General features: G+C 73.6%; 18 protein-coding genes. 8 read left to right on the forward strand and 10 right to left on the reverse strand.

The features are described 5' to 3' along the window. The first annotated feature begins 45 nt into the window (after window positions 1-45). Window positions 46-1080 carry a hypothetical protein gene (locus tag ABZ885_RS02920; RefSeq protein WP_360182696.1) on the forward strand — a complete coding sequence of 345 codons (1035 nt, stop codon included), beginning with the start codon at window positions 46-48 and terminating at the stop codon, window positions 1078-1080. A gap of 93 nt (window positions 1081-1173) precedes the next feature. Here ABZ885_RS02920 and ABZ885_RS02925 read toward each other — a convergent pair whose 3' ends face one another. Then, on the reverse strand, window positions 1174-2598 hold the full coding sequence (locus ABZ885_RS02925) for a CCA tRNA nucleotidyltransferase (RefSeq protein ID WP_360182747.1): 1425 nt from the start codon (window positions 2596-2598) through the stop codon (window positions 1174-1176). A gap of 442 nt (window positions 2599-3040) precedes the next feature. Here ABZ885_RS02925 and ABZ885_RS02930 point away from each other — a divergent pair, with 442 nt between their 5' ends. The 7 genes from ABZ885_RS02930 (at window position 3041) to trxA (ending at window position 13964) form a co-directional block, all read left to right on the forward strand. Next, window positions 3041-5485 carry a DUF6049 family protein gene (locus ABZ885_RS02930; RefSeq protein ID WP_360182698.1) on the forward strand — a complete coding sequence of 815 codons (2445 nt, stop codon included), beginning with the start codon at window positions 3041-3043 and terminating at the stop codon, window positions 5483-5485. A gap of 58 nt (window positions 5486-5543) precedes the next feature. Beyond that, on the forward strand, window positions 5544-8156 hold the full coding sequence (gene murJ / locus ABZ885_RS02935) for a murein biosynthesis integral membrane protein MurJ (RefSeq protein ID WP_360182700.1): 2613 nt from the start codon (window positions 5544-5546) through the stop codon (window positions 8154-8156). A 307-nt stretch (window positions 8157-8463) separates the two neighbouring features. Then, complete coding sequence (locus ABZ885_RS02940; protein ID WP_360182701.1) at window positions 8464-10476, forward strand: serine/threonine protein kinase; 2013 nt, start codon at window positions 8464-8466, stop codon at window positions 10474-10476. A 52-nt stretch (window positions 10477-10528) separates the two neighbouring features. Next, entirely contained in the window at window positions 10529-11272 is a 744-nt protein-coding gene (sigM, locus tag ABZ885_RS02945) for an RNA polymerase sigma factor SigM (RefSeq protein ID WP_360182703.1), read from the forward strand. Next, entirely contained in the window at window positions 11269-12282 is a 1014-nt protein-coding gene (locus ABZ885_RS02950; protein ID WP_360182705.1) for a hypothetical protein, read from the forward strand. The genes sigM and ABZ885_RS02950 overlap by 4 nt, the downstream gene beginning before the upstream one ends. A gap of 249 nt (window positions 12283-12531) precedes the next feature. Continuing rightward, complete coding sequence (trxB, locus tag ABZ885_RS02955) at window positions 12532-13497, forward strand: thioredoxin-disulfide reductase (protein ID WP_360182707.1); 966 nt, start codon at window positions 12532-12534, stop codon at window positions 13495-13497. Between the two features lie 140 nt (window positions 13498-13637). Next, entirely contained in the window at window positions 13638-13964 is a 327-nt protein-coding gene (trxA, locus tag ABZ885_RS02960) for a thioredoxin (protein ID WP_360182709.1), read from the forward strand. Window positions 13965-14047: 83 nt separating this feature from the next. On the opposite strand, the gene ABZ885_RS02965 is transcribed toward trxA, so the two are convergent. The 9 genes from ABZ885_RS02965 to rpmH all read right to left on the reverse strand — a co-directional run bounded on the left by ABZ885_RS02965 (window position 14048) and on the right by rpmH (window position 20886). Beyond that, a complete protein-coding gene (locus ABZ885_RS02965; RefSeq protein ID WP_360182711.1) occupies window positions 14048-14662 on the reverse strand; it encodes a GNAT family N-acetyltransferase in 615 nt (204 codons plus the stop codon). Between the two features lie 121 nt (window positions 14663-14783). After that, the gene (locus tag ABZ885_RS02970; RefSeq protein WP_360182713.1) at window positions 14784-15881 is read right to left on the reverse strand and encodes a ParB/RepB/Spo0J family partition protein; all 1098 of its coding nucleotides are present in this window, start codon (window positions 15879-15881) and stop codon (window positions 14784-14786) included. After that, on the reverse strand, window positions 15878-16858 hold the full coding sequence (locus tag ABZ885_RS02975; RefSeq protein ID WP_360182715.1) for a ParA family protein: 981 nt from the start codon (window positions 16856-16858) through the stop codon (window positions 15878-15880). Before ABZ885_RS02975 ends, ABZ885_RS02970 begins: the two co-directional genes overlap by 4 nt. A 273-nt stretch (window positions 16859-17131) precedes the next feature. Further along, window positions 17132-17980: a 16S rRNA (guanine(527)-N(7))-methyltransferase RsmG gene (gene rsmG / locus ABZ885_RS02980; RefSeq protein WP_360182717.1), complete on the reverse strand. Its 849-nt coding sequence runs from the start codon at window positions 17978-17980 to the stop codon at window positions 17132-17134. A gap of 181 nt (window positions 17981-18161) precedes the next feature. Beyond that, the gene (locus tag ABZ885_RS02985) at window positions 18162-18692 is read right to left on the reverse strand and encodes a R3H domain-containing nucleic acid-binding protein (protein WP_360182719.1); all 531 of its coding nucleotides are present in this window, start codon (window positions 18690-18692) and stop codon (window positions 18162-18164) included. 78 nt (window positions 18693-18770) lie between these two features. Continuing rightward, window positions 18771-19937: a membrane protein insertase YidC gene (yidC, locus tag ABZ885_RS02990; protein ID WP_360182720.1), complete on the reverse strand. Its 1167-nt coding sequence runs from the start codon at window positions 19935-19937 to the stop codon at window positions 18771-18773. Next, window positions 19934-20305: a membrane protein insertion efficiency factor YidD gene (gene yidD, locus ABZ885_RS02995; protein WP_360182722.1), complete on the reverse strand. Its 372-nt coding sequence runs from the start codon at window positions 20303-20305 to the stop codon at window positions 19934-19936. Before yidD ends, yidC begins: the two co-directional genes overlap by 4 nt. Beyond that, window positions 20302-20730 carry a ribonuclease P protein component gene (gene rnpA / locus ABZ885_RS03000; protein WP_360182724.1) on the reverse strand — a complete coding sequence of 143 codons (429 nt, stop codon included), beginning with the start codon at window positions 20728-20730 and terminating at the stop codon, window positions 20302-20304. The genes yidD and rnpA overlap by 4 nt, the downstream gene beginning before the upstream one ends. Before the next feature lie 18 nt (window positions 20731-20748). Next, window positions 20749-20886: a 50S ribosomal protein L34 gene (rpmH, locus tag ABZ885_RS03005; protein ID WP_030059672.1), complete on the reverse strand. Its 138-nt coding sequence runs from the start codon at window positions 20884-20886 to the stop codon at window positions 20749-20751. Between the last annotated feature and the right edge of the window lie 144 nt (window positions 20887-21030).

Below are 21030 nucleotides of genomic sequence, written 5' to 3' on the forward strand. Positions count from 1 at the left end.
CCACACCTTCACCGGGGGACACCCTTGTCCGTTCCACCGCCCCAGATGCCGTACGGCGCGCCGCCGCCCGCCGACAGCAACAACCCCTACGCCGCCGGCAACCCGTACGGTGCCCAGCCGGCCCCGCCCGGCTACGGCTACCCGGCCGCGCCGCCGGCCGCCGCGCCGCCCGCCGCCGGGTACGGCGTGCCGCCGCAGGCCGCCCCGCCCGGCTACGGCTACCCGCAGCAGGCCGGCTACGCCCCGCAGGGGCCGCACGGCGGACCGGTCTGCCGGTTCTGCGGCGGCTTCCCGGCCGTGGACACCACCGTCCGCGGGCACCAGGGCATCATCATCATCCTGCGGTTCCTGAAGCAGCCGGGGCCGTACTGCCGTACCTGCGGCACCGCCATGGTCCGCGACATGTCGGCGCGCACCCTGGTGCAGGGCTGGTGGAGCTACCTGGGCTCGATCTTCACGCTGGTCACCCTGCTGCGGAACCTCTCCGCCCACAACAAGATCAAGGTCCTGCCGCCGCCGGCCCCCGGCACGCACGGCCCGCAGCTCGACCCGGGCGCCCCGCTGCTGAAGCGGCCGCACGCGCTGATGCTGCTGCTGCCGGTCCTCTGGATCATCTCGCTGATCGTGCTCATCGCCACCGGCGCCCTGCTGAACAACAACGACCACGGCTACAACTCCCGGCCGTACCACCCGATCGTGGTGCCCACGCCGAGCGCGGTGACCATCCCGCCGATGCCGTCGTTCTCGCTGCCGCCGATCCCGGAGATCACCACTCCGGCCGTGCCGAAGCCCTCCTCCCCGGCGGCCAGCTCCGTGCCGAACGACATCGACATCGCCAAGGCCGGCGACTGCCTGCGCAACGAGAACGGCACCAGCGCCACCCACGACCCCAACCCGCGGATCACCATGCTGCCCTGCAGCGACCCGCGCGCCCAGTACAAGGTGCTCAAGAAGCTGTACGCCACCAGCGACGACAAGGCCTGCGACAACGTGCCCGACTCGGACAGCAGCTACACCCGCACCTCGTCCTCCGCCGCGCTGAGCTACGTGCTCTGCCTGAAGGGGGTCAACGGCACCTGACCGGTGCCGACGGCCGTCCGCCCGCTGCCGGACGTGCGGAAGGGGTGGACCCGGGATTCCGGGTCCACCCCTTCCGTTTCCGCACGTCCGGGCTCAGCCCTGCTGGGCGTCCCACCAGGCGCGCAGCGCGGCGACGGCCTCGTCGTGCTCCATCGGGCCGTGCTCCAGCCGCAGCTCCAGCATGTGCTTGTACGCCTTGCCGACCTGCGGGCCCGGCTTGATCCCCAGCAGCTCCATGATCTGGTTGCCGTCCAGCGCGGGGCGGACGGCGTCCAGCTCCTCCTGCTCCTTCAGCTCGGCGATCCGCTTCTCCAGGCCGTCGTAGGTGCGGGAGAGCGCGGTGGCCTTCTTGCGGTTGCGGGTGGTGCAGTCGGAGCGGGTGAGCTTGTGCAGGCGCTCCAGCAGCGGCCCGGCGTCGGTGACGTAGCGGCGCACCGCCGAGTCGGTCCACTCGCCGCCGCCGTAGCCGTGGAAGCGCAGGTGCAGCTCGACCAGCCGCGAGACGTCCTCGGTCAGCTCCTTCGAGTACTTCAGCTCGCGCATCCGCTTGCGGGTCATCTTGGCGCCGACCACCTCGTGGTGGTGGAAGGAGACCCGGCCGTCCGACTCGAAGCGGCGGGTGCGCGGCTTGCCGATGTCGTGCAGCAGCGCGGCCAGCCGCAGGGCGAGGTCGGGACCGTCCTGCTCCAGGTCGATGGCCTGCTCCAGGACGGTCAGCGAGTGCTCGTAGACGTCCTTGTGCCGGTGGTGCTCGTCGCGCTCCAGGCGCAGGGCCGGCAGCTCGGGCAGCACGTGGCCGGCCAGCCCGGTGTCGACCAGCAGCCGCAGGCCCTTCACCGGGTGGGCGGAGAGCAGCAGCTTGTTCAGCTCGGCCTGGACGCGCTCGGCCGAGACGATGGTGATCCGCTCGGCCATCGCGGTCATCGCCGCGACCACCTCGGGGGCCGGGTCGAAGTCCAGCTGGGCGGCGAAGCGGGCGGCCCGCATCATCCGCAGCGGGTCGTCGGAGAAGGACTCCTCGGGGGTGGCGGGGGTGCGCAGCACCCGGGCCTCCAGGTCCTCCAGCCCGTGGTGCGGGTCGACGAAGCCGCGGCCGGGCAGGTCGACGGCCATCGCGTTGACGGTGAAGTCGCGGCGGACGAGGTCCTGCCCGATGGTGTCGCCGTAGGTGACCTCGGGCTTGCGGGAGCTGCGGTCGTACGCCTCGGAGCGGTAGGTGGTGATCTCGATCAGGAAGGACCCCGCCGGGGTGTCCTTGCGGGCGCCGACCGTGCCGAAGGCGATGCCGACGTCCCAGACGGCGTCCGCCCAGCCCTTGACCAGCTTGAGGACCTGGTGCGGGCGGGCGTCGGTGGTGAAGTCGAGGTCGTTGCCGAGCCGGCCCAGCAGCGCGTCCCGGACCGAGCCGCCGACCAGCGCGAGCCGGTGACCGGCCGCCTGGAAGCGGCGGGCGATCTCGTCGGCGACCGGGGACACCCGCAGCAGCTCCTGCAGACCCAGGGTCTGCGCCTCGCTCAGGCCTGGGACGACCTGGGTGGCGGTGCTGGAATGATGGAAGCCGGACTCGTGGGGCTCATTGGCAGTGGACACGGCTCACAAGGGTACGTGGCCCGGCGGCCCCGCTGCCCGCGCGTTTTCCGGCGCTCACCCCGAGGCCCGCAACACTCGACCCCCCGCCACATCGTTACCATGCCGGTGGAGCGAGTCACGGGCACCGACGAGGGCCCGCGGTGCCGCGTGCCAGGACGGCCGAACCGGAGCACGGTCGGTCGCCGTCTTCACCGCTGATCCCCACGGCCGGCCCGCCCGGCGGACGGGGATCCGCAGCACCCCAGCAGCAAGAACAAGCAGCGAGCATTCGAGAACGGCGAGGGCGAAGCGCGTGGTCGAGCCGGCACGGCACTCGGACCCGGAGGCGTACGGACCCCCTGGGCGTACCGCGGAACACACCCCCGCAGGCATGCCCGAACGCGCGCCGGGCCGCCGCGCGGCGCGCACCGCGCGCCGGTTGGCGGGCGCGTTGGGCGCCGCGCTGGCGCTGCTGCCGGCGGTGCCCGCCGTCGCGCTGCCGGCCGGCGGCCCGCGCCCGGCCGGCGAGGCCGGCGCCTCCGCCGAGTCCCCGGTGGTGATGACCATCGAGGCGGTGAACAAGCCGGTGGCCGTCCAGAACGGCACCGTGACGATCACCGGGCACATCACCAACAGCGGCAAGTCGGTGCTCAAGTCCGCGCACGCGGCGGTGCGCAAGCCGTGGTCGGCCAAGCCGCTGACCACCCGCAGCGAGCTGGCGACGGTCGCCTCCCGGACGACCCCGCTCAACACCGACGGCATCGACCTGGAGAGCCCGCAGTACGCGCTGAACGAGCTCGGCCCGGGCCAGACCCAGCCGTACACCCTCAGCGTCGCGGTGAGCGACCTCCAGCTGACCGGCGAGGGCGTCTACGAGCTGGCGGTGGACGTCTGGGGCTCGACCGCGGACAACCAGCGCGACCGCGCGCTGGGCATCGCCCGGACCTTCCTGCCGTACGACCCGACGCCGGCCGAGGCGCAGCCGTCCAAGGTGACCACCCTCTGGCCGCTGGTGCACGCGCCGGTGCTGGCCGCGCAGACCATGTCGGACAACGACCAGACCGTCCCGGTGCTGCGCAACGACAGCCTGGCCGCCGAGTTCGCGCCGGGCGGCCGGCTGTACGAGCTGGTGGAGACCGGTTCCACGCTGACCGGCCTGACCTGGGTGGTCGACCCGGACCTGCTGGACACCGCGTTCGCGATGACCAAGCGCTACCGGGTGCAGAAGCCCGGCACCGGCACCAAGAACGACAACGACAAGAAGAAGAAGGTCGCGGCGAAGGAGGAGAACACCGTCGAGGGCACCGGCTCCGCCGCCGCCACGGCCTGGCTGGAGAAGCTGCGCGCCGCGGTGGCCAAGAACGGCAGCCAGGTGGTCGCGCTGCCGTACGCCGACCCGGACATCGCCTCGATCGCGCACAACGCCGCGGAGGCAGACGGGGTGGACGCCGCGCTGGGCAAGGCGGCCACGGCGGGCCGGCTGACCGTCGAGGGCCGGCTGGCGGTCGACACCCGTTCGGACGTGGCCTGGCCCTACGGGGGCCACCTGGACCAGCAGATCGCGGGCATGGCGCAGCGCGCGGGCAGCGGGCTGCTGCTGGTGAACGGCGCGAGCCTGCCGGAGCCGGACGCGCTGAAGTACACCCCGACGGCGGTCCGGCCGATCGGCAACGGGCAGAACGCGGTGGTGGCCGACGAGGAGATCTCCGCGCTCTTCGAGGGCGACCTCGGCACGCCGCAGGCGCAGACCCTGGCCGTGCAGCGGTTCCTCGCCGAGACCTTCGTGATCTCCCGGCAGGAGCCGCAGAACCCGCGCGGGCTGCTGGTGATGCCGCCGCGCGAGCTGTCCGCGACCACCGCCAAGGTGCTGGCCACCGCCGTGCAGGCGGCGCAGGCCGGCAAGTGGGTGGAGCCGGTCAAGCTGGACGTGCTCGCCCAGGGCCCGGCCGACCCGAAGGCCAACGGCGCCGTCCCGGCCGCCACCGACTACCCGGCGCAGGCCCGGGCCTCGGAGCTGCCGTCCTCGGCGCTCACCGACACCGTCGACGTCCAGGCCAAGCTGGACACCCTGATGCAGGTGCTCACCCTGCCGCAGCGGGTGCGCGGTCCGTTCAGCGCCGCGATGGTCCGCTCGATGTCCGCCGAGTGGCGGGCCGACGCCCCGGCCGGGTCGGACTACCGGAGGGGCGTGAAGCAGTACCTCGACGAGCTGACCGATGCGGTGAACGTCCCGAGGAAGACGTCCATCACCTTCGCCGGGGACACCGGCGTGCTGCAGGTCAGCGTCCGCAACGACCTCACCCAGGCGGTCACCAACCTCAAGCTGGTGCTGACGCCGCAGCAGGCCAACCGGCTCAAGGTCCACCCGGCCGAGGAGCTGGTGCTGCCCGCGTCGCAGAGCGTCACCCTGCGCTTCCCCGCGGAGGCGCAGAACAACGGGCCGGTGCAGGTGACCGCCCAGCTCTGGACCACCGGACCGAACCCGAAGCCGTACGGCAGTCCGCAGTCCTTCACCGTCGAGGTCACCTCGGTGACCAACGGCGTGCTGTACGTCTTCGGCGGCGGCCTGGTGCTGCTCCTGCTGGCGGCGCTGCGCTTCTTCCGCCAGCGCAAGCTGCGGGTGGCCAACGACGACGAGGGCGACGCGCCGCTCGCCGACGGGGCGGCGGACGAGGACGGCGACGGGGACGGCGAGGGGGGCGCCGGGGACACGTCCGGCGCCGCCGCCCCCGACGACGGCCGCGGGGCCGGCCCCGGGGACGACGGGCAGACACCGCGCGCCAGCACCGCAGATGGCCGGGATCGGGCCACCAGTGATGAGAAGGTTGGTCCTTGATACCGCCGACACCCGCCCGACGCCGGGTCGGCCTTCCCCCAGAAAGCGAAGAGGTGACATGACCGGGCGCAGCGAGGAGCGGCCGCCGGGCCGCGGTGAGGGCCGGCCGGGCGCCGAGTCGCCGTCCGGCGACTGGTACGTGGCCGACACCTACGCCCAGGACCCGTACGCGGCCGACGCGTACCGGGCCCCCGAGGACGACCAGGACCCGTACGGCCTGCGGGCCGCCCGGCCCGCCGCGCCGCAGCAGCCGGCCGCCGCGTACGACGTGCCGCCGCAGCTGCCGCCGCAGGGCGGCGGCTACCCGACGCCGGTGCCGGCGGCGCAGTTCGCCCCGCCCGTCCCGCCGGTGCAGCCCGGCTGGGACACGCCGGCGCAGCAGCCGGCCGCGGTGCAGCCCGTCGCGCCGGAACCGGAGCCGGCGGCGGCCTGGCCGGAGGAGCAGCCCTCCTGGGAGCGACCGGCGCCGGTCGGCGGCCAGTGGGCCGGCCCGCAGCAGGAGCCGCACGAGCAGCACGAGCAGCAGTGGCAGCCGGGCCCGGCGCACTCGGCCTGGGACACCGAGTCCACCGAGTACGTGGGCGTGGACGCGCTGTTCGGCGACGCCCGGGCCGGCCAGGCCGCTCAGGCCGCGCCGCCCGCTCAGCCCGGCCAGCCGGCGCAGGCCGCCCCGCCCGTCCAGGGTGACCGGGCGGGCCTCGCCGGTGCGGCCGCCGAGGCCCGCCCGCGGGCCCAGCAGCCCCCGGCCCAGGCCGCCCAGCCGCCGGCCGCGGCCGGCACGCCCTACTCCCCGTCCGCGCCGTTCCCCCCGGCCGGCGCGTACCAGGGGAACCAGGGCGGCCCGCACGGCAACGGCGGCCACGACGACCGCCCGTTCGTGCCGCCGATCGAGTTCGACCCGCCGCTCTCCGAGGAAGAGGCCACCATGCAGGTGGCCGCGGTGCAGATCCCGCCCGCGGTGGAGCCGCTGGACGAGCTGGCCGCCGAGGAACAGGCCCCCGCCGCTGCCCCCGCGGCCGGCGGTGGCGGCAAGGTCGCCAGCCTGCTCAACTCCAGCGCGATCATGGCGGCGGGCACGCTGGTCTCCCGCGGCACCGGCTTCGTCCGGACGATGGTGATCGCCTCCGCGATCGGCCTCAGCGTGATGGGCGACTCGTACAACGCCGCCAACACCCTGCCGACCCTGCTCTACATCCTGATCGGCGGCGGCGCCCTGAACGCCGTCTTCGTGCCGCAGCTGGTCCGCAGCATGAAGAACGACGAGGACGGCGGGACGGCCTACGCGAACCGGCTGCTCACCCTGGTGATGGTGGGTCTGGCCGGCGTGACCTTCCTGGCCGTGCTCGGGGCGCCCGTGCTGGTCCAGCTGATCGCGCACCCGCTGATGCAGGACCCGTCGAACGCCGACACCACCGTGGCACTGGCGCGCTACTGCCTGCCGACCATCTTCTTCATGGGCATCCACGTGGTGATGGGCCAGATCCTCAACGCCCGCGGCCGGTTCGGCGCGATGATGTGGACCCCGGTCCTCAACAACATCGTGGTGATCTTCACCTTCGGCGCGTACATCTGGGTCTTCGGCGGCTTCGGCAGCACCGAGGTCACCCCGGGGACGATCTCCCCCGAGGGCGTCCGGCTGCTCGGCATCGGCACCCTGGTCGGCCTCGCCGTCCAGGCGCTGGCGATGATCCCGTACCTGCGGGCGGCCGACTTCCACTACCGGCCGCGCTTCGACTGGCGCGGCCACGGCCTCGGCAAGGCCGCCCGGCTGGCCAAGTGGACGTTCTTCTTCGTCCTCGCCAACCAGGCCGGCTACCTGGTCATCACCCAGCTGGCCACCGCGGCCGGCAAGGCCGCCGAGAAGGGCGGCCACAACGGCGTCGGCCTGGCCGCGTTCTCCAACGCGCTGCTGATCTGGCAGCTCCCGCAGGCGGTGATCGTCGTCTCGATCATGAGCGCGGTGCTCCCGCGGCTCTCCCGCGCCGCCGCCGACGAGGACGCCGGCGCCGTCCGCGACGACCTCTCCTACGGGCTGCGCACCACGGCCGTGGCGGTCGTCCCGGCCGCGTTCCTGTTCCTCTCGCTCGGCCCGGCGATCGGCCGCTCGATCTACGCGGTCGGCGGCAACGACATCGACCTCAGCAGCGCCACCAACGTCGGCCTGATGCTCTCCGCCTTCGCCCTGGGCCTGATCCCGTACTCGGCCCAGTACGTGATGCTGCGCGGCTTCTACGCCTACGAGGACACCCGGACGCCGTTCTCCAACACCGTCTGGGTGGCCGCCTGCCAGGCCGTCTTCTCGCTGGTGTGCTGGCTCGTCCTGCCCGCCGAGTGGGTCGTGATCGGCATGGCGTTCGGATATGGTCTCGCCTACGCCGTCGGGGTGATGGTGGCGGTGCCGAAGCTGAAGAAGCGGATCGGCGGCCTGGACACCAAGCGGATCGGCAAGACCTACACCCGGCTGGCCGCCGCGAGCGTGCCGGCCGCGCTGGTCGGCGTGGGCGTCAGCCTGGCGGTCCAACAGGTCATCGGCGGCTGGCTGGGCAGCGTCCTGACGATCGTCCTGGCCGGCGGCCTCCAGCTGGCGGTCTTCGTGCTGATCGCGAAGAAGCTCCGGGTCGAGGAGCTGAACGCGATGCTGGGCATGGTCCGCGGCCGGCTGGGCCGCTGACCCGCCGTACCGACCGGTCGGACCGGCTGCCGCCCTGACCGGGCGTCAACCGGACGACCACGGTCCTCCGCCCCGTCGGGGCGGGCACTGGGCCGCCACGCCCCCGGGGGCCTCCCGGAGCCGGGCGTGGCGGCCCAGTGCCGGATCTGCACCACATCTCTCCACCATCACGCAACCGCTTGCACCCTTCAGCGGTCGTACCCGGTGGAGAAGAGTGGGCACAATTGTCCTGGAGCACAGGGCCTCGGTCCGATGCGCTCCAGCGACTCTCTCAGGCCGGGGCTTCACAAGGGGAGGCAGGACCACGGTGGCTGATGGCACCAAGGCGGTCGTCGACACGTCAGCAGCTGACGGGGCGGCGGACGAGGCCGCACTGGCCGCGGCGATCGACGAGCTCGCCGGCGAGACGGCCCGGCCCACCGCGGCCGACTCCGACTCCGACTCCGACGAGGCCGGCACCGGCACGGGCCCGGGTGAGGCCGGCACCGGCCGCGGCCGCGGGCACGACGACGGCACCGACGAGGCCTCCGACAAGGACTCCGAGGCGACCTCCGAAGCGACCTCCGAAGCGACCGGCTCCGGCAGCGAGGAGACCTCGGAGATCACCGCGCCGCTCTCGGCCGCCGAGATCCGCGCCGAACTGGCCGCCGGCACCGCCGCGCGCAAGGCCGCCGCGGAGGCCGGCACGGCCGCCCGCCCCGCCCGGCCGCCGCAGGACCCGCAGCCCACCTACGACCCGCGCGACACCGGCACCCTCCCGCAGACCCTGCCGGCCCCGCTGCGGCACAGCGGCGACAAGATCGGCCACCGGTACCGGCTGGAGGAGTGCATCTCCGACACCGAGACCTTCAGCAGCTGGCGCGCGGTCGACGAGAAGCTCCGCCGCGCCGTCGGCGTCCACCTGATGGCCTCCGGCCACCAGCGCTCCCGCAAGGTGCTGGCCGCCGCCAAGTCCGCCGCCCTGCTCGGCGACCCGCGCTTCGTCCAGGTGCTCGACGCCGTCCAGGAGGGCGAGCTGGTCTACGTCGTGCGGGAGTGGCTGCCGCACGCCTCCGACCTCGCCAAGCTGCTCGCCGACGGCCCGATGGAGCCGCACGAGGCGTACCAGATGGTCCGCCAGGTCACCGACGCGGTCGCCGCCGCCCACCGGCGCGGCCAGGCCCACCTGCGGCTCACCCCGCGCTGCGTGCTGCGCACCGACAGCGGCCAGTACCGGATCAACGGCATCGCGGTCGACGCCGCCCTGCGCGGCCTGCCCGCCGCCGGCTCCGACGAGGACGCCGAGCGCACCGACACCCGTGCCATCGGCGCGCTGCTGTTCGCCGCGCTGACCCACCGCTGGCCCTTCCCGGAGAACCGCTACGACCTCCAGGGCCTGCCGAAGAACCTCCACGACACGCCGCCGGACCGGATCCGGGCCGGGGTCCACAAGGGCCTCTCCGAGCTGGCCGCGCGCGCCCTGTTCGACCGGCCGCCGCACCACGCCGAGCCGTTCCGCTCCCCGGAGGAGCTGGCCAAGGCGATCGCCCTGATGCCGCGCATCCGCCAGCCCGAACCGGAGCTGCCCGCCTTCGCCACCGCGCCGCGGCACAACACCCACGCCCTGCCCACCGCGCCCAACCCGACCCGGGTGATCGCCGCTCCCGGCACCGCCACGCTGCCGGCCGCCTCGCGGCCCGCCCCGGTCCGGCGCACCCGGCGGCGGCTGCGCCGGATCGTCAAGGCGACGGCCTGGACCGTCGCCCTCGGCGCGATCGGCGTCGCCTCCTGGCAACTGGTCGACAACCTGCGCCACACCGGGCCGACCGTCACCGCGCCGCAGCCCTCGGTCAGCTCGGCCGCCCCGACCGTGCACGCCGTCACGCACACCCCGGTGCCGATCCCGGTCAAGGACGCCCTGTCGTACAACCCGCTGGGTGACCGGCCCGAGAGCAACGACACGGACAAAGCCATCGACGGCGATCCGACCAGCACCTGGACGACCTTCGGCTACCGGGACCCGTTCGGCCCCAAGCCGCTGAAGGAGGGCACCGGCCTGCTGATCGACCTCGGCTCCGCACAGGCCGTCAGTTCGGTGAGCGTCCAGTTCCTCGGCAACACCACGGCGGAGCTGCGCATCCCGAACGCCTCGGCGGCCGCCAACCCGCAGTCGGCCCGCCCGGGCGACTTCACCGCCGTCGGGAAGAAGACCGGCGCCAGCGCCGACTACGCCCTGGAGAACCCGGTCCCCACGCGCTACCTCTTGATCTGGCTGACCAGCCTGCCGAAGGATAAGGGCGAGTTCCGCGGCCAGATCGCCGAGGTCAAGGTCTTCGGCTGAGCCGACGGGCGCGCGGGCGCGGTGGGCGGCACGAGCGGCAAGGGGTCCTGGGGTGACGGTGGCAGACGACGACGCGGCACTGCTCGCGCGGCACGTCGCCGGTGACCGGGACGCCTTCGGCCTGCTGGTGAACCGCCACCGCGACCGGCTCTGGGCGGTCGCCCTGCGCACCCTCGGCGACCGTGAGGAGGCCGCCGACGCCCTCCAGGACGCCCTGGTCTCCGCGTTCCGCTCCGCCCACACCTTCCAGGGCCGCTCGGCCGTCACCACCTGGCTGCACCGGATCGTGGTCAACGCCTGCCTGGACCGCGCCCGGCGCACCGCGACCCGGCGCACCAACCCGCTGGACGACGACCCGCAACGGCTCGACGCACTGGTCGGCTCCGCCGAACCGGCCGACTCCCCGGTGGTCCGGGCCGAGGTGCACCGGGAGCTGGCGGCGGCGCTCGCCGAGCTGCCGGCCGAGCAGCGGGCCGCGCTGGTCCTGGTCGACATGCAGGGTTACCCGGTCGCCGAGGCGGCCGAGCTGCTGGGCGTACCGGTCGGAACGGTGAAGAGCCGCTGCGCGCGCGGCCGCGCCCGGCTGCTGCCGCTGGTCCGGCACCTCCGGGAGGACGGCACGGCCCCGGCGGCGGACGGTGTTCCACGTGGAACCGGCGCCGCCGCGGCCGGCCCCGCCGCCCCGTTGCGGGACGCCTCCGCACCACCGGGGAACCCGTCCGGGGCCCGCACCGTCAGAAGGACAGGCCCGGACACCGGCCGGCCGGTCCTGGAAGGAGATGCGAGCACGCGATGACGGCCCCCCTCTCCTCCCCCGACCCCACCGCCGGCCCGAGCGGCCCGCACCCCTCGGTCGACGAGCTGGCCGACCTCGCCGAGGGCCTGGTCGAGCCCGCGGCCGCCGCCGGGGCGCTCCGCGCCCACCTGGCCGGCTGCGCCGAGTGCCGCGGGACCGCCGAGGCCCTCGCCGAGGTGCAGGCCCTGCTCGGCGCCGTCGAGCCGCCGGCCATGCCCGAGGACGTCGCCGCCCGCCTGGACGCCGCGCTGGCCGCGGCCGCCGCCGAGCCCCCGGCCACGCCCGCCGAGGGCCCCGGCGCCCCACAGGAGGCCGCCGGACCGGCCGACCGGTCCACGGTCCCCGCCGGGCCGTCCCGGCCCGCCCCTGCCCCCTCTCCGGCGCCCACCGGGCCGCCCGGCCGCCCCACCGCCGCGGCCGCGCCCGCCGGACCGGGCCGCTCCCGCACCCGCCGGCGCCGCTTCGCCCTGCTGGCCGGTGCGGCCGCCGTGCTGCTCGGGGCGGGCCTCGGCGGCTCCCTGCTGTTCTCCCCGGCCGACCAGCGGGCCTCGGACACCGCGGCCGTCTCGGCCGGCACCCCCGCCGCCGGGCTGATGCCGGGCGGCGCCCCCAAGAGCGCCAAGGCCGAGACCGGCGGCGGCCCCGCCAGCAGCCCCGGCATGGGCGGCACCGCCTACCGGGAGGACCAGCTGGCGGCCCAGGTCCAGCAGTTGCTCGCCCGCACCGGGGCCACGCCCGACGGCCCCGCCGAACCCTCCCGACCGTCCGGCACGGCCTCCGCGGCGCCGCCCGCCGACGGGCAGCAGGGCATCACCGGGGAGCACGGCGCCACGGCCTGCCCGGCCCCCGCCGACGGGCCGCTGCTCGCCACCGACACGGGCAGCTACGGCGGCGCCCCGGTCGAGGTCCGGGTGTACGCGGTGCCGGGGCAGCCCGGACAGCTGGACGTCTACCTCCGCTCGCCCGGCTGCGGCCCGGTCCTGCTGCAGCGCACCGTCCCGGCCCGCTGACCCGGGCCGCTGGACCGAGGCCGCTGACCCGGGCCCCGGCACCGGCCCCCGTCGGCCCGCCATCCGCCCCCGCCGCCCGGCGGCTGCCGTGCGATCCTCGACCGGGACGGGCCGACGCTCCCACACTGCGGGCACCTGGTACGGATCCGCCTGGGAATGCGAGAGACTGGTCAGTCGTTGTCCCGGGCGGCGGAGCAGGACCGCCCTCCCCGCACCTAACGCGGGTCGCGATGCGAACCAGGAGATCCAGTGAGCGACGTCCGTAACGTGATCATCATCGGTTCCGGCCCGGCCGGCTACACGGCTGCGCTCTACACCGCCCGTGCCTCCCTCAAGCCGCTGGTCTTCGAGGGCGCCGTCACCGCCGGCGGCGCGCTGATGAACACCACCGAGGTCGAGAACTTCCCCGGCTTCCGGGACGGCATCATGGGCCCCGAGCTGATGGACAACATGCGGGCCCAGGCCGAGCGGTTCGGCGCCGAGCTGATCCCGGACGACATCGTCGCGGTCGACCTCACGGGTGACATCAAGACCGTCACCGACTCCGAGGGCACCGTGCACAAGGCCCGCGCCGTGATCGTCACCACCGGCTCGCAGCACCGCAAGCTCGGCCTGCCGAACGAGGACAAGCTCTCCGGGCGCGGCGTCTCCTGGTGCGCCACCTGCGACGGCTTCTTCTTCCGCGACCAGGACATCGCGGTGGTCGGCGGCGGGGACACCGCGCTGGAGGAGGCCACCTTCCTCTCCCGCTTCGCCCGCAGCGTCACCATCGTCCACCGCCGGGACGCCCTGCGCGCCTCCAAGGCGATGCAGGAGCGCGCCTTCGCCGACGAGAAGATCCGCTTCGAGTGGAACAGCGCGGTCGAGGCGATCCACGGCGACCCGAAGCTGACCGGCGTCACCCTGCGCGACACCGTCACCGGCGAGACCCGCGAGCTGCCGGTCACCGGCCTCTTCATCGCCATCGGCCACGACCCGCGCACCGAGCTGTTCAAGGGCCAGCTGGACCTCGACGCCGAGGGCTACCTGAAGGTCGAGGCCCCCTCGACCCGGACCAACATCCCGGGCGTCTTCGGCGCCGGCGACGTCGTCGACCACACCTACCGCCAGGCCATCACGGCCGCCGGCACCGGCTGCTCGGCAGCGCTGGACGCCGAGCGCTACCTGGCCTCGCTGGCCGACCTGGAGGCCCAGGCCGCCACCGTCGCGGTCTGATCCTCCGCGGCACCCGCCCTTCCCCCGCGGGGGCGTTCCACGTGGAACGCCCCCGCTCCGGCCGGGCGAGAAACAGAACGGGCCCGCCCGTTGTTCTCTCCTGGCAGCAGCCCCCCTCCGTTCGACCCAGAGGAGTCCCCGTGGCCGGCGCCACCACCACCGTCACCGACGCGACGTTCAAGACCGATGTCCTGGAAAGCGACAAGCCCGTGCTGGTCGACTTCTGGGCCGAGTGGTGCGGCCCTTGCCGCCAGGTCGCCCCGATCCTCGACGAGATCGCGGCCGAGCACGCCGACAAGCTGACCATCGCCAAGCTGGACGTCGACGCCAACCAGCAGACCGCTGCGGCGTACAACGTGATCTCCATCCCGACCCTGATCGTCTACCAGGGCGGCGAGCCGGTGAAGTCGATCACCGGCGCCCGTCCGAAGGCCGCGCTGCTGCGCGAGCTGGCCGAGTTCATCTAGGTCCGGCCGACCGCGACGCCACGAGGGCGGGGCTCCCCACCGGGAGCCCCGCCCTCGTCGTCTTCCGCTCCTGCGCCGCCGGTTCAGAACGGCCGCAGCGCCGGCTCCTTGCGCCCCCCGCCGAGCAGCCGCTCCAGCGCCACCTCCACGTCGCCGCGCCAGGAGAGCGTGGTCCGGGCCTCCAGCCGCAGCCGCGGGTAGCGGGGGTGCGGCCGGACCGTCTTGAAGCCCACCGCCAGCAGGTGGTCGGCCGGCAGGACACAGCTCGGCTGCCGGCCGACCGCGCCGAACGCCTCGATCGCCTTCACCCCGCGCCCCACCAGGTCCTTGGCCACCGTCTGCACCAGGACCCGGCCCAGCCCCTGCCGCTGGTAGCCCGGCAGCACCCGGCTGATCATCAGCTGAACGGCGTCCGGGGAGACCGGGCTGGTCGGGAAGGACTGCGACCGCGGGACGTACGCGGGCGGGGCGTAGAGGACGAAGCCGGCCGGGTTGTCGTCCACGTAGACGATCCGGCCGCAGGAACCCCACTCCAGCAGGACCGCCGAGATCCACCCCTCCTTCTCCAGCTCCGGTTTCCCGGACTCCACGGCCGCCCGCCCGCTGACCGGGTCCAGCTCCCAGAACACGCAGGAGCGGCAGGTCGTCGGCAGATCCGCGAGGTTGTCCAGCGTCAGCGGAGCGATCCGCCGTCCCATGCCCCGTACCTCCTCGTCCTCTCCACAGCGAGCATTCCCCCAGAACGGCGACGGGTGCATGTTCCACGTGAAACAGCGGTCACGTGGGACATGCACCCGTCTGGTTGCATCCTCGGCCTGATCAGCCCTGCGACAGCCGCAGCCCGTCCTCACCCGGGGCCAGGCTGTCCAGGATCCGGTTGAGGTCCTCCACCGAGCCGAACTCCAGCACGACCTTTCCCTTGCCGAGCTTGCCGCCGCGCTGCGAGACCTCGACCTTGACCCGGGTCTCGAAGCGGTCGGAGAGCCGGTTCGCCAGGTCGTTGAAGGCCGGCGAGAGCAGCTTGCCGGCCTTCGGGCCGGCCGCGCGCTTCGGCTTCACCTCGGGGTCCATGAGCCGGACGATCTCCTCGGTGGTCCGCACCGAGAGGCCCTCCGCGATGATCCGCTTCGCCAGCTCCTCCTGGCGCTCGGCGTCCGGCACCCCGGCCAGCGCCTTGGCGTGGCCCGCGGTCAGCGTTCCGGCGGCGACCCGGCGCTGGACGGACGGCACGAGCCTGAGCAGCCGCAGGGTGTTGGTGACGTGCGGGCGCGAGCGGCCGATCCGGTCCGCCAGCTCGTCATGGGTGCAGGAGAAGTCGCGCAGCAGCTGGTCGTACGCGGCGGCCTCCTCCAGCGGGTTCAGCTCCGCCCGGTGCAGGTTCTCCAGGAGGGCGTCCAGCAGCAGCTTGTCGTCCTCGGTGGCCCGGACGATCGCCGGGATCTGCTCCAGCCCGGCCTCCCGGGAGGCCCGCCAGCGGCGCTCGCCCATGATGAGCTCGAAGCGCTCCGGCCCGACCTGGCGCACCACGACCGGCTGGAGCAGGCCGACCTCCTTGATGGAGGCGACCAGCTCGGCCAGCTTCTCCTCGTTGAAGTACTCGCGCGGCTGGCGGGGGTTGGGGGTGATGGCGTCCAGCGACAGCTCGGCGAAGCGCGCGCCGGCCACCTCGGCCAGCTCCGGCCCGGCCGCCTCGACGGGTGCGACCTGCTCCCGCAGGCTCTCCGCAGCCGCCTTGGCCGCCACCGTGCCGCGGCCGGTCGGCAGCACCGGCACCGCGGCCGGCGAGACCGTCCCCGCCGCCACCGTCCCCGCCGCCACCGGGGCCGCCGCGGGCTGTGCCGCCGCCCCGCCGGCCGCCGGTGCGGCGGCCGGGATCAGCGCCCCGAGCCCTCGTCCGAGACCCCTGCGACCACTCACCGATTGCCCTCCGTCGTACCGTGCTGTGCCACCGGGGCGACCTGCCCCGTACCGCTGCCGTCCCGCTGCTGCCCCACCAACGAGCCGTTGGCCCCTGCGGACACCGCCCGCATCGCCAGCTCCCGGGCCGCCTCCAGGTAGGAGAGCGCACCGGTCGAGCCCGGGTCGTAGGTGAGCACGGTCTGACCGTAGCTGGGCGCCTCCGAGATCCGGACCGAGCGCGGGATCGCGGTGCTCAGCACCTCCTGCTGGAAGTGCGTCCGGACCTCCTCGGCGACCTGGGCGGCCAGCCGGGTGCGGGCGTCGTACATGGTGAGCAGGATGGTCGAGACGTGCAGCGCGGGGTTGAGGTGCGCCCGGACCAGCTCGACGTTGCGCAGCAGCTGGCCGAGGCCCTCCAGCGCGTAGTACTCGCACTGGATCGGGATCAGCACCTCCTGGCCGGCGACCATGGCGTTGACGGTGAGCAGGCCGAGCGAGGGCGGGCAGTCGATCAGGATGTAGTCCAGCGGCTGCTCGTACGCGGCGATGGCGCGCTGGAGCCGGCTCTCCCGGGCGACCAGCGAGACCAGCTCGATCTCCGCGCCGGCCAGGTCGATGGTGGCGGGGACGCAGAACAGGCCCTCGACCTCCACCACCGGCTGCACCACGTCGGCCAGCGGCTTGCCCTCCACCAGGACGTCGTAGATCGACGGCACCTCGGCGTGGTGGTCGATGCCGAGTGCGGTGGAGGCGTTGCCCTGCGGGTCGAGGTCGACCACCAGGACGCGCAGTCCGTGCATGGCGAGCGAGGCGGCCATGTTGACGGTGGTGGTGGTCTTGCCCACCCCGCCCTTCTGGTTGGCCACCACGATCACCCGGGTGGCGGCGGGCCGGGGCAGCCCTTCGCCCGCTCGGCCGATCGCCTGGACCGCAGCCTGGGCAGCACGCGCGATGGGCGTGTCATCGATCTGGTCGATGGTCTCCGAGTCCTGCATGGGGGTCAGTGTTTCACGTGAAACCGGAGCGGCAACAGTCGCCGCCCGGAAGAGACCGAGCCCACGGCGGAGCCGTAGATCCAAACTGTCCGAGAGCAGAGAGCGACGTTTCACGTGAAACACCATGCCCGCTTTGTCGGAAATCTGACGGTGCGACACTCCGATGGACCGGGGTCACCCGCCCGTCCGCCCGTACGTCACCGGAAAGCCGCACGGGCGGGTGCTCCCCCGGATTCGGAGGACCACCCGCCCGTGGCGAGCATCACCGGAGGATCAGCGGCCGCGCCGCCGCCCGCTCCGACCGCGCTCCCCGCCGCGCGCCGCGCCGGTGCCGGCACCGGCGTTGCGCCCGGCCCGGGCCGCCTTGGCCCGCCGGGTCGCCGCCTTCACCCCGCCGGGGCTCTCCCCCGCCTTGACCTGGACCACCCGGGTCGAGGTCTCCAGGGTGCCCTCGCCGACCGAGATCACCGTCCACTCGACGGCGCCTAGCTTGGCCAGCCCGGCCCGCGACTCCGCCAGCTCCTGCTCGGCGCTGTCCCCCTTGAGCGCCAGCATCTGGCCGTGCGGGCGGAGCAGCGGCAGGCCCCAGCCCGCCAGCCGGTCCAGCGGGGCGACCGCGCGCGCCGTCACCACGTCCACCGCGAGCTTGCCGACCATCTCCTCGGCCCGGCCGCGCAGCACCGTGACGTTCTCCAGCCCCAGCTCGCGGACGACCTCCTCCAGGAAGGTGGTCCGGCGCAGCAGCGGCTCCAGCAGCGTCACCGAGACGTCCGGGCGGGCCAGCGCGACCGGGATGCCGGGCAGGCCGGCCCCGGAGCCGACGTCGCACAGCGTGGAGCCGGGCGGCAGCAGCTCGGCCAGCACCGCGCAGTTCAGCACGTGGCGGTCCCACAGCCGGGGCACCTCGCGGGGACCGATCAGCCCGCGCTGGACGCCCGACGTCGCCAGCAGCTCGGTGTACCGGACCGCGGCGTCGAAGCGGTCGCCGAAGACCTCCCGGGCCACGGCCGGGGCCTCGGCCAGCCCCTCGGCGGCCGTGTCGGCCGCACCGGCCGCGCCTTCGGCGGCCGAACCGCCGGCACCCGCCACCGGCTCACCGGCAGCCGCGCTCTCCGTGTCCATCTCGACCTCTCCGCTCCCCGGATCCACCGACCCGCTCTCCGCACCGTTTCACGTGAAACATCTCTCGCCGGGCTGCCACACCCCGCGAAGGGACGACGACCCCGCCCGCACGAGGCGGACGGGGTCGAGTCCTCTGAAGGTCACCGGCCGCCGGAGCGACCGGTCATCGACTTCTGCCGGCTCAGGCCGGCAGCACGACCACGCACCGCTGGGGCTCCTCGCCCTCCGACTCGCTGCGCAGACCGGCCGCGGCCACGGCGTCGTGGACGACCTTCCGCTCGAACGGCGTCATCGGCCGCAGCTTGACCTGCTCCCCGGTGCTCTTCGCCTGCTCCGCGGCCTTGGCCCCGAGTGCGGCCAGCTCGGAGCGCTTGCGGGCCCGGAAGCCGGCAATGTCCAGCATGAGGCGGCTGCGCTCGCCGGTCTCCCGGTGGACAGCCAACCGGGTCAGCTCCTGCAGGGCCTCCAGCACCTCGCCGTCCTGGCCGACCAGGCGCTGCAGCGCGCGGTCGTTGCCGTCGCTGACGATGGACACCAGGGCACGGTCGCCCTCCACGTCCATGTCGATGTCACCGTCGAGGTCGGCGATGTCGAGCAGACCCTCCAGGTAGTCCGCCGCGATGTCGCCCTCCTGCTCCAGACGGGAGATGAGGCTCTCGTCGGCGCTGGCAGCGGCCTCGACCTCGACGGCGGAGGTGGTGCCTTCCGTCACTGATGGACTCCTTCGGGGATGGGCCCGGATGGTGGGCCGGGAACGAGGTTCGGGGGGCCGCTGGGCGGGGCCGGTCGGTCAGGACTTCTTCTTCGGCCGCTGGCCGCCCTGCCCACCGCGCCGCGGCTGCTGCCGGCCGCCCTGCCGGGCCGGGCCCGACTTCGCACCACCGGGCCGGCTCGCGGCCGGCTTGGCGCTGCCGGACTCGGCCGGGACGGCCTCGGTCTTCGCGCCCTCCCCGGCCGGGGCGGCGTCGTCCTTGGTCAGGCTGGCCGTCTGGGCGCCGCCGGTGTGCTGGCGCTGGGACTTGGTCTGCTTGCGCGGCTGCTGGCGGCGTACCTGCACAGAGTCCTCGACCACGGCCGCCGCGGAGCCGGTGGCGGCCTTCTTCGGCGGCAGGATGCCCCACAGCGCGCCCTTGATCACGGTGCCGTCCGGGTTGAGCCGGCCCGCCTTCTTGAGGCGCGCCTGGCGCTCGTCCCAGGCCTTGCTGCCCGGAGTCGGGTTGTTGCGGATGACGATCAGCTGCTGGCCCATCGACCAGACGTTGGTGGTCAGCCAGTAGACCAGCACACCGACGGGGAAGTTGATGCCCATCACGGCGAACATGATCGGGAAGACGTACATCAGCATCTTCTGCTGCTGCATGAACGGCGTCTTGACCGTGAGGTCCACGTTCTTGGTCATCAGCTGGCGCTGCGTGATGAACTGCGACAGCGACATCAGGATGATCATCACGGCGACGACGATCTTGACGCTGGTCTCGCTGCTGCCGACGAACGTCGCCGAGAGCGGGGCACCGAAGATGTGCGCCTGGCCGGCGCTGGTCAGCAGGTCACCGTGGATGACGCCGATCGGCTGCCCCTTGGCGACCTTGGCCAGCACCCCGTAGAGGGCGGTGAAGAACGGCGCCTGCACGAGGATGGGAAGGCAGCTGGAGAACGGGTTGGTACCCGCCTCCTTGTACAGCTTCATCATCTCTTCGGACTGGCGCTGCTTGTCGTTCTTGTAGCGCTCCTGGATGGCCTTCATCTTCGGCTGGATCGCCTGCATGGCCCGGGTCGCCTTGATCTGCTTCACGAAGAGCGGGATCAGGCAGATCCGGATCACGACCACCATGGAGGCGATGGCCAGACCCCAGGCCCAGCCACCGTTCGGGTCGAAGATGTGGCTGTACAGCGAGTGGAACTGGACGATGATCCAGGACACCGCTGTGTACAGGGGGTTCAGGAAGGAGAAGGTCACCGGTCAGGCTCCTTGGACATTGAGATCGGCCCCACGGGACCAATGGTCGCCGGGCCCTCGGGGTCCGGACCGGCGGGGGGCGTGGTCACCGGCTGCCCGACGGCGGACCGGCTGCTCAGCAGGTCACGCAGTCGGCGGTGCCACACCGGATGCTTGCGTGGCGGGACGTGATCGACCCCGCCGGGCGTCCACGGATTGCAGCGCAGGATGCGCCACACGGTCAGGCCACCGCCCTTGACCGCCCCGTGCACCTTCACGGCCTCGAAGCCGTAGTGCGAGCAGGAGGGGTAGTAACGGCACACCGGACCGAGCAGTGGGCTGATGGTCCACTGGTACACCCTGATCAGACCCATCAGCAGGTACTTCATCGCCCTGCTCCCGTCGGCGCCGTCACGGCGGGCTCCGCCTTCAGCAGCCGCTTGAGCGCCGCGTCCAGGTCGCGTTCGAGGTCCTGGTACGAGGCGGACGCGGCCTGGGGCAGCGCACGCACCACTATCAGGCTACCGGCGGGCAGCCTGGACAGACGATCACGGACGAGGTGGCGGAGCCGGCGCTTGACCAGGTTGCGGACGACCGCAGGGCCGACGGCCTTGCTCACGACGAAACCCGCACGCGCCGAAGGAGTCCCCTCGGCGACGTGCGGGCGGGAGTCGCTGGTCCGGTCGGCCTGCCCCTTCGGGTCACCGTCTCTGCTGAGATGGACGACCAGTAGGGGCCGGCCGGCCCGGCGACCGCGTTTCACCGCGGTCGCGAAGTCCTGGCGCCGCCGCAGCCGATTCTCGGAGGGCAGCACAACAGACTCTGGCGCGGATCAGGCGGACAGGCTGGCGCGGCCCTTGCCACGGCGGGCGGCCAGGATGGCGCGGCCGGCGCGGGTACGCATACGCAGCCGGAAGCCGTGGGTCTTCGCGCGACGACGGTTGTTCGGCTGGAAGGTGCGCTTGCTCACTCGGGGGCTCCTGAGGTGAATCGTAGGATGACGGGGTGTCGCTTGGCCGTCACCGTGCGTCCGCGTGATCTCCCCTGATACGGAAATCCGGCCCGTCACCCCAGTTCGGCTGGGGTTGAGGCAATCCACGGCGCCCGTGCTGCG

It is taken from the genome of Kitasatospora sp. NPDC047058 (assembly GCF_040643935.1).
Classification (GTDB): domain Bacteria; phylum Actinomycetota; class Actinomycetes; order Streptomycetales; family Streptomycetaceae; genus Kitasatospora.

Excerpts from the sequence above, each read along its gene's own strand:
- ABZ885_RS02920 (WP_360182696.1), top strand. The coding sequence starts at position 46 with ATGCCGTACGGCGCGCCGCCGCCCGCCGACAGCAACAACCCCTACGCC.
- ABZ885_RS02930 (WP_360182698.1), top strand. The coding sequence starts at position 3,041 with ATGCCCGAACGCGCGCCGGGCCGCCGCGCGGCGCGCACCGCGCGCCGG.
- murJ (WP_360182700.1), top strand. The coding sequence starts at position 5,544 with ATGACCGGGCGCAGCGAGGAGCGGCCGCCGGGCCGCGGTGAGGGCCGG.
- ABZ885_RS02950 (WP_360182705.1), top strand. The coding sequence starts at position 11,269 with ATGACGGCCCCCCTCTCCTCCCCCGACCCCACCGCCGGCCCGAGCGGC.
- ABZ885_RS02965 (WP_360182711.1), bottom strand. The coding sequence starts at position 14,662 with ATGGGACGGCGGATCGCTCCGCTGACGCTGGACAACCTCGCGGATCTG.
- ABZ885_RS02975 (WP_360182715.1), bottom strand. The coding sequence starts at position 16,858 with ATGCAGGACTCGGAGACCATCGACCAGATCGATGACACGCCCATCGCG.
- rsmG (WP_360182717.1), bottom strand. The coding sequence starts at position 17,980 with ATGGACACGGAGAGCGCGGCTGCCGGTGAGCCGGTGGCGGGTGCCGGC.
- yidD (WP_360182722.1), bottom strand. The coding sequence starts at position 20,305 with ATGAAGTACCTGCTGATGGGTCTGATCAGGGTGTACCAGTGGACCATC.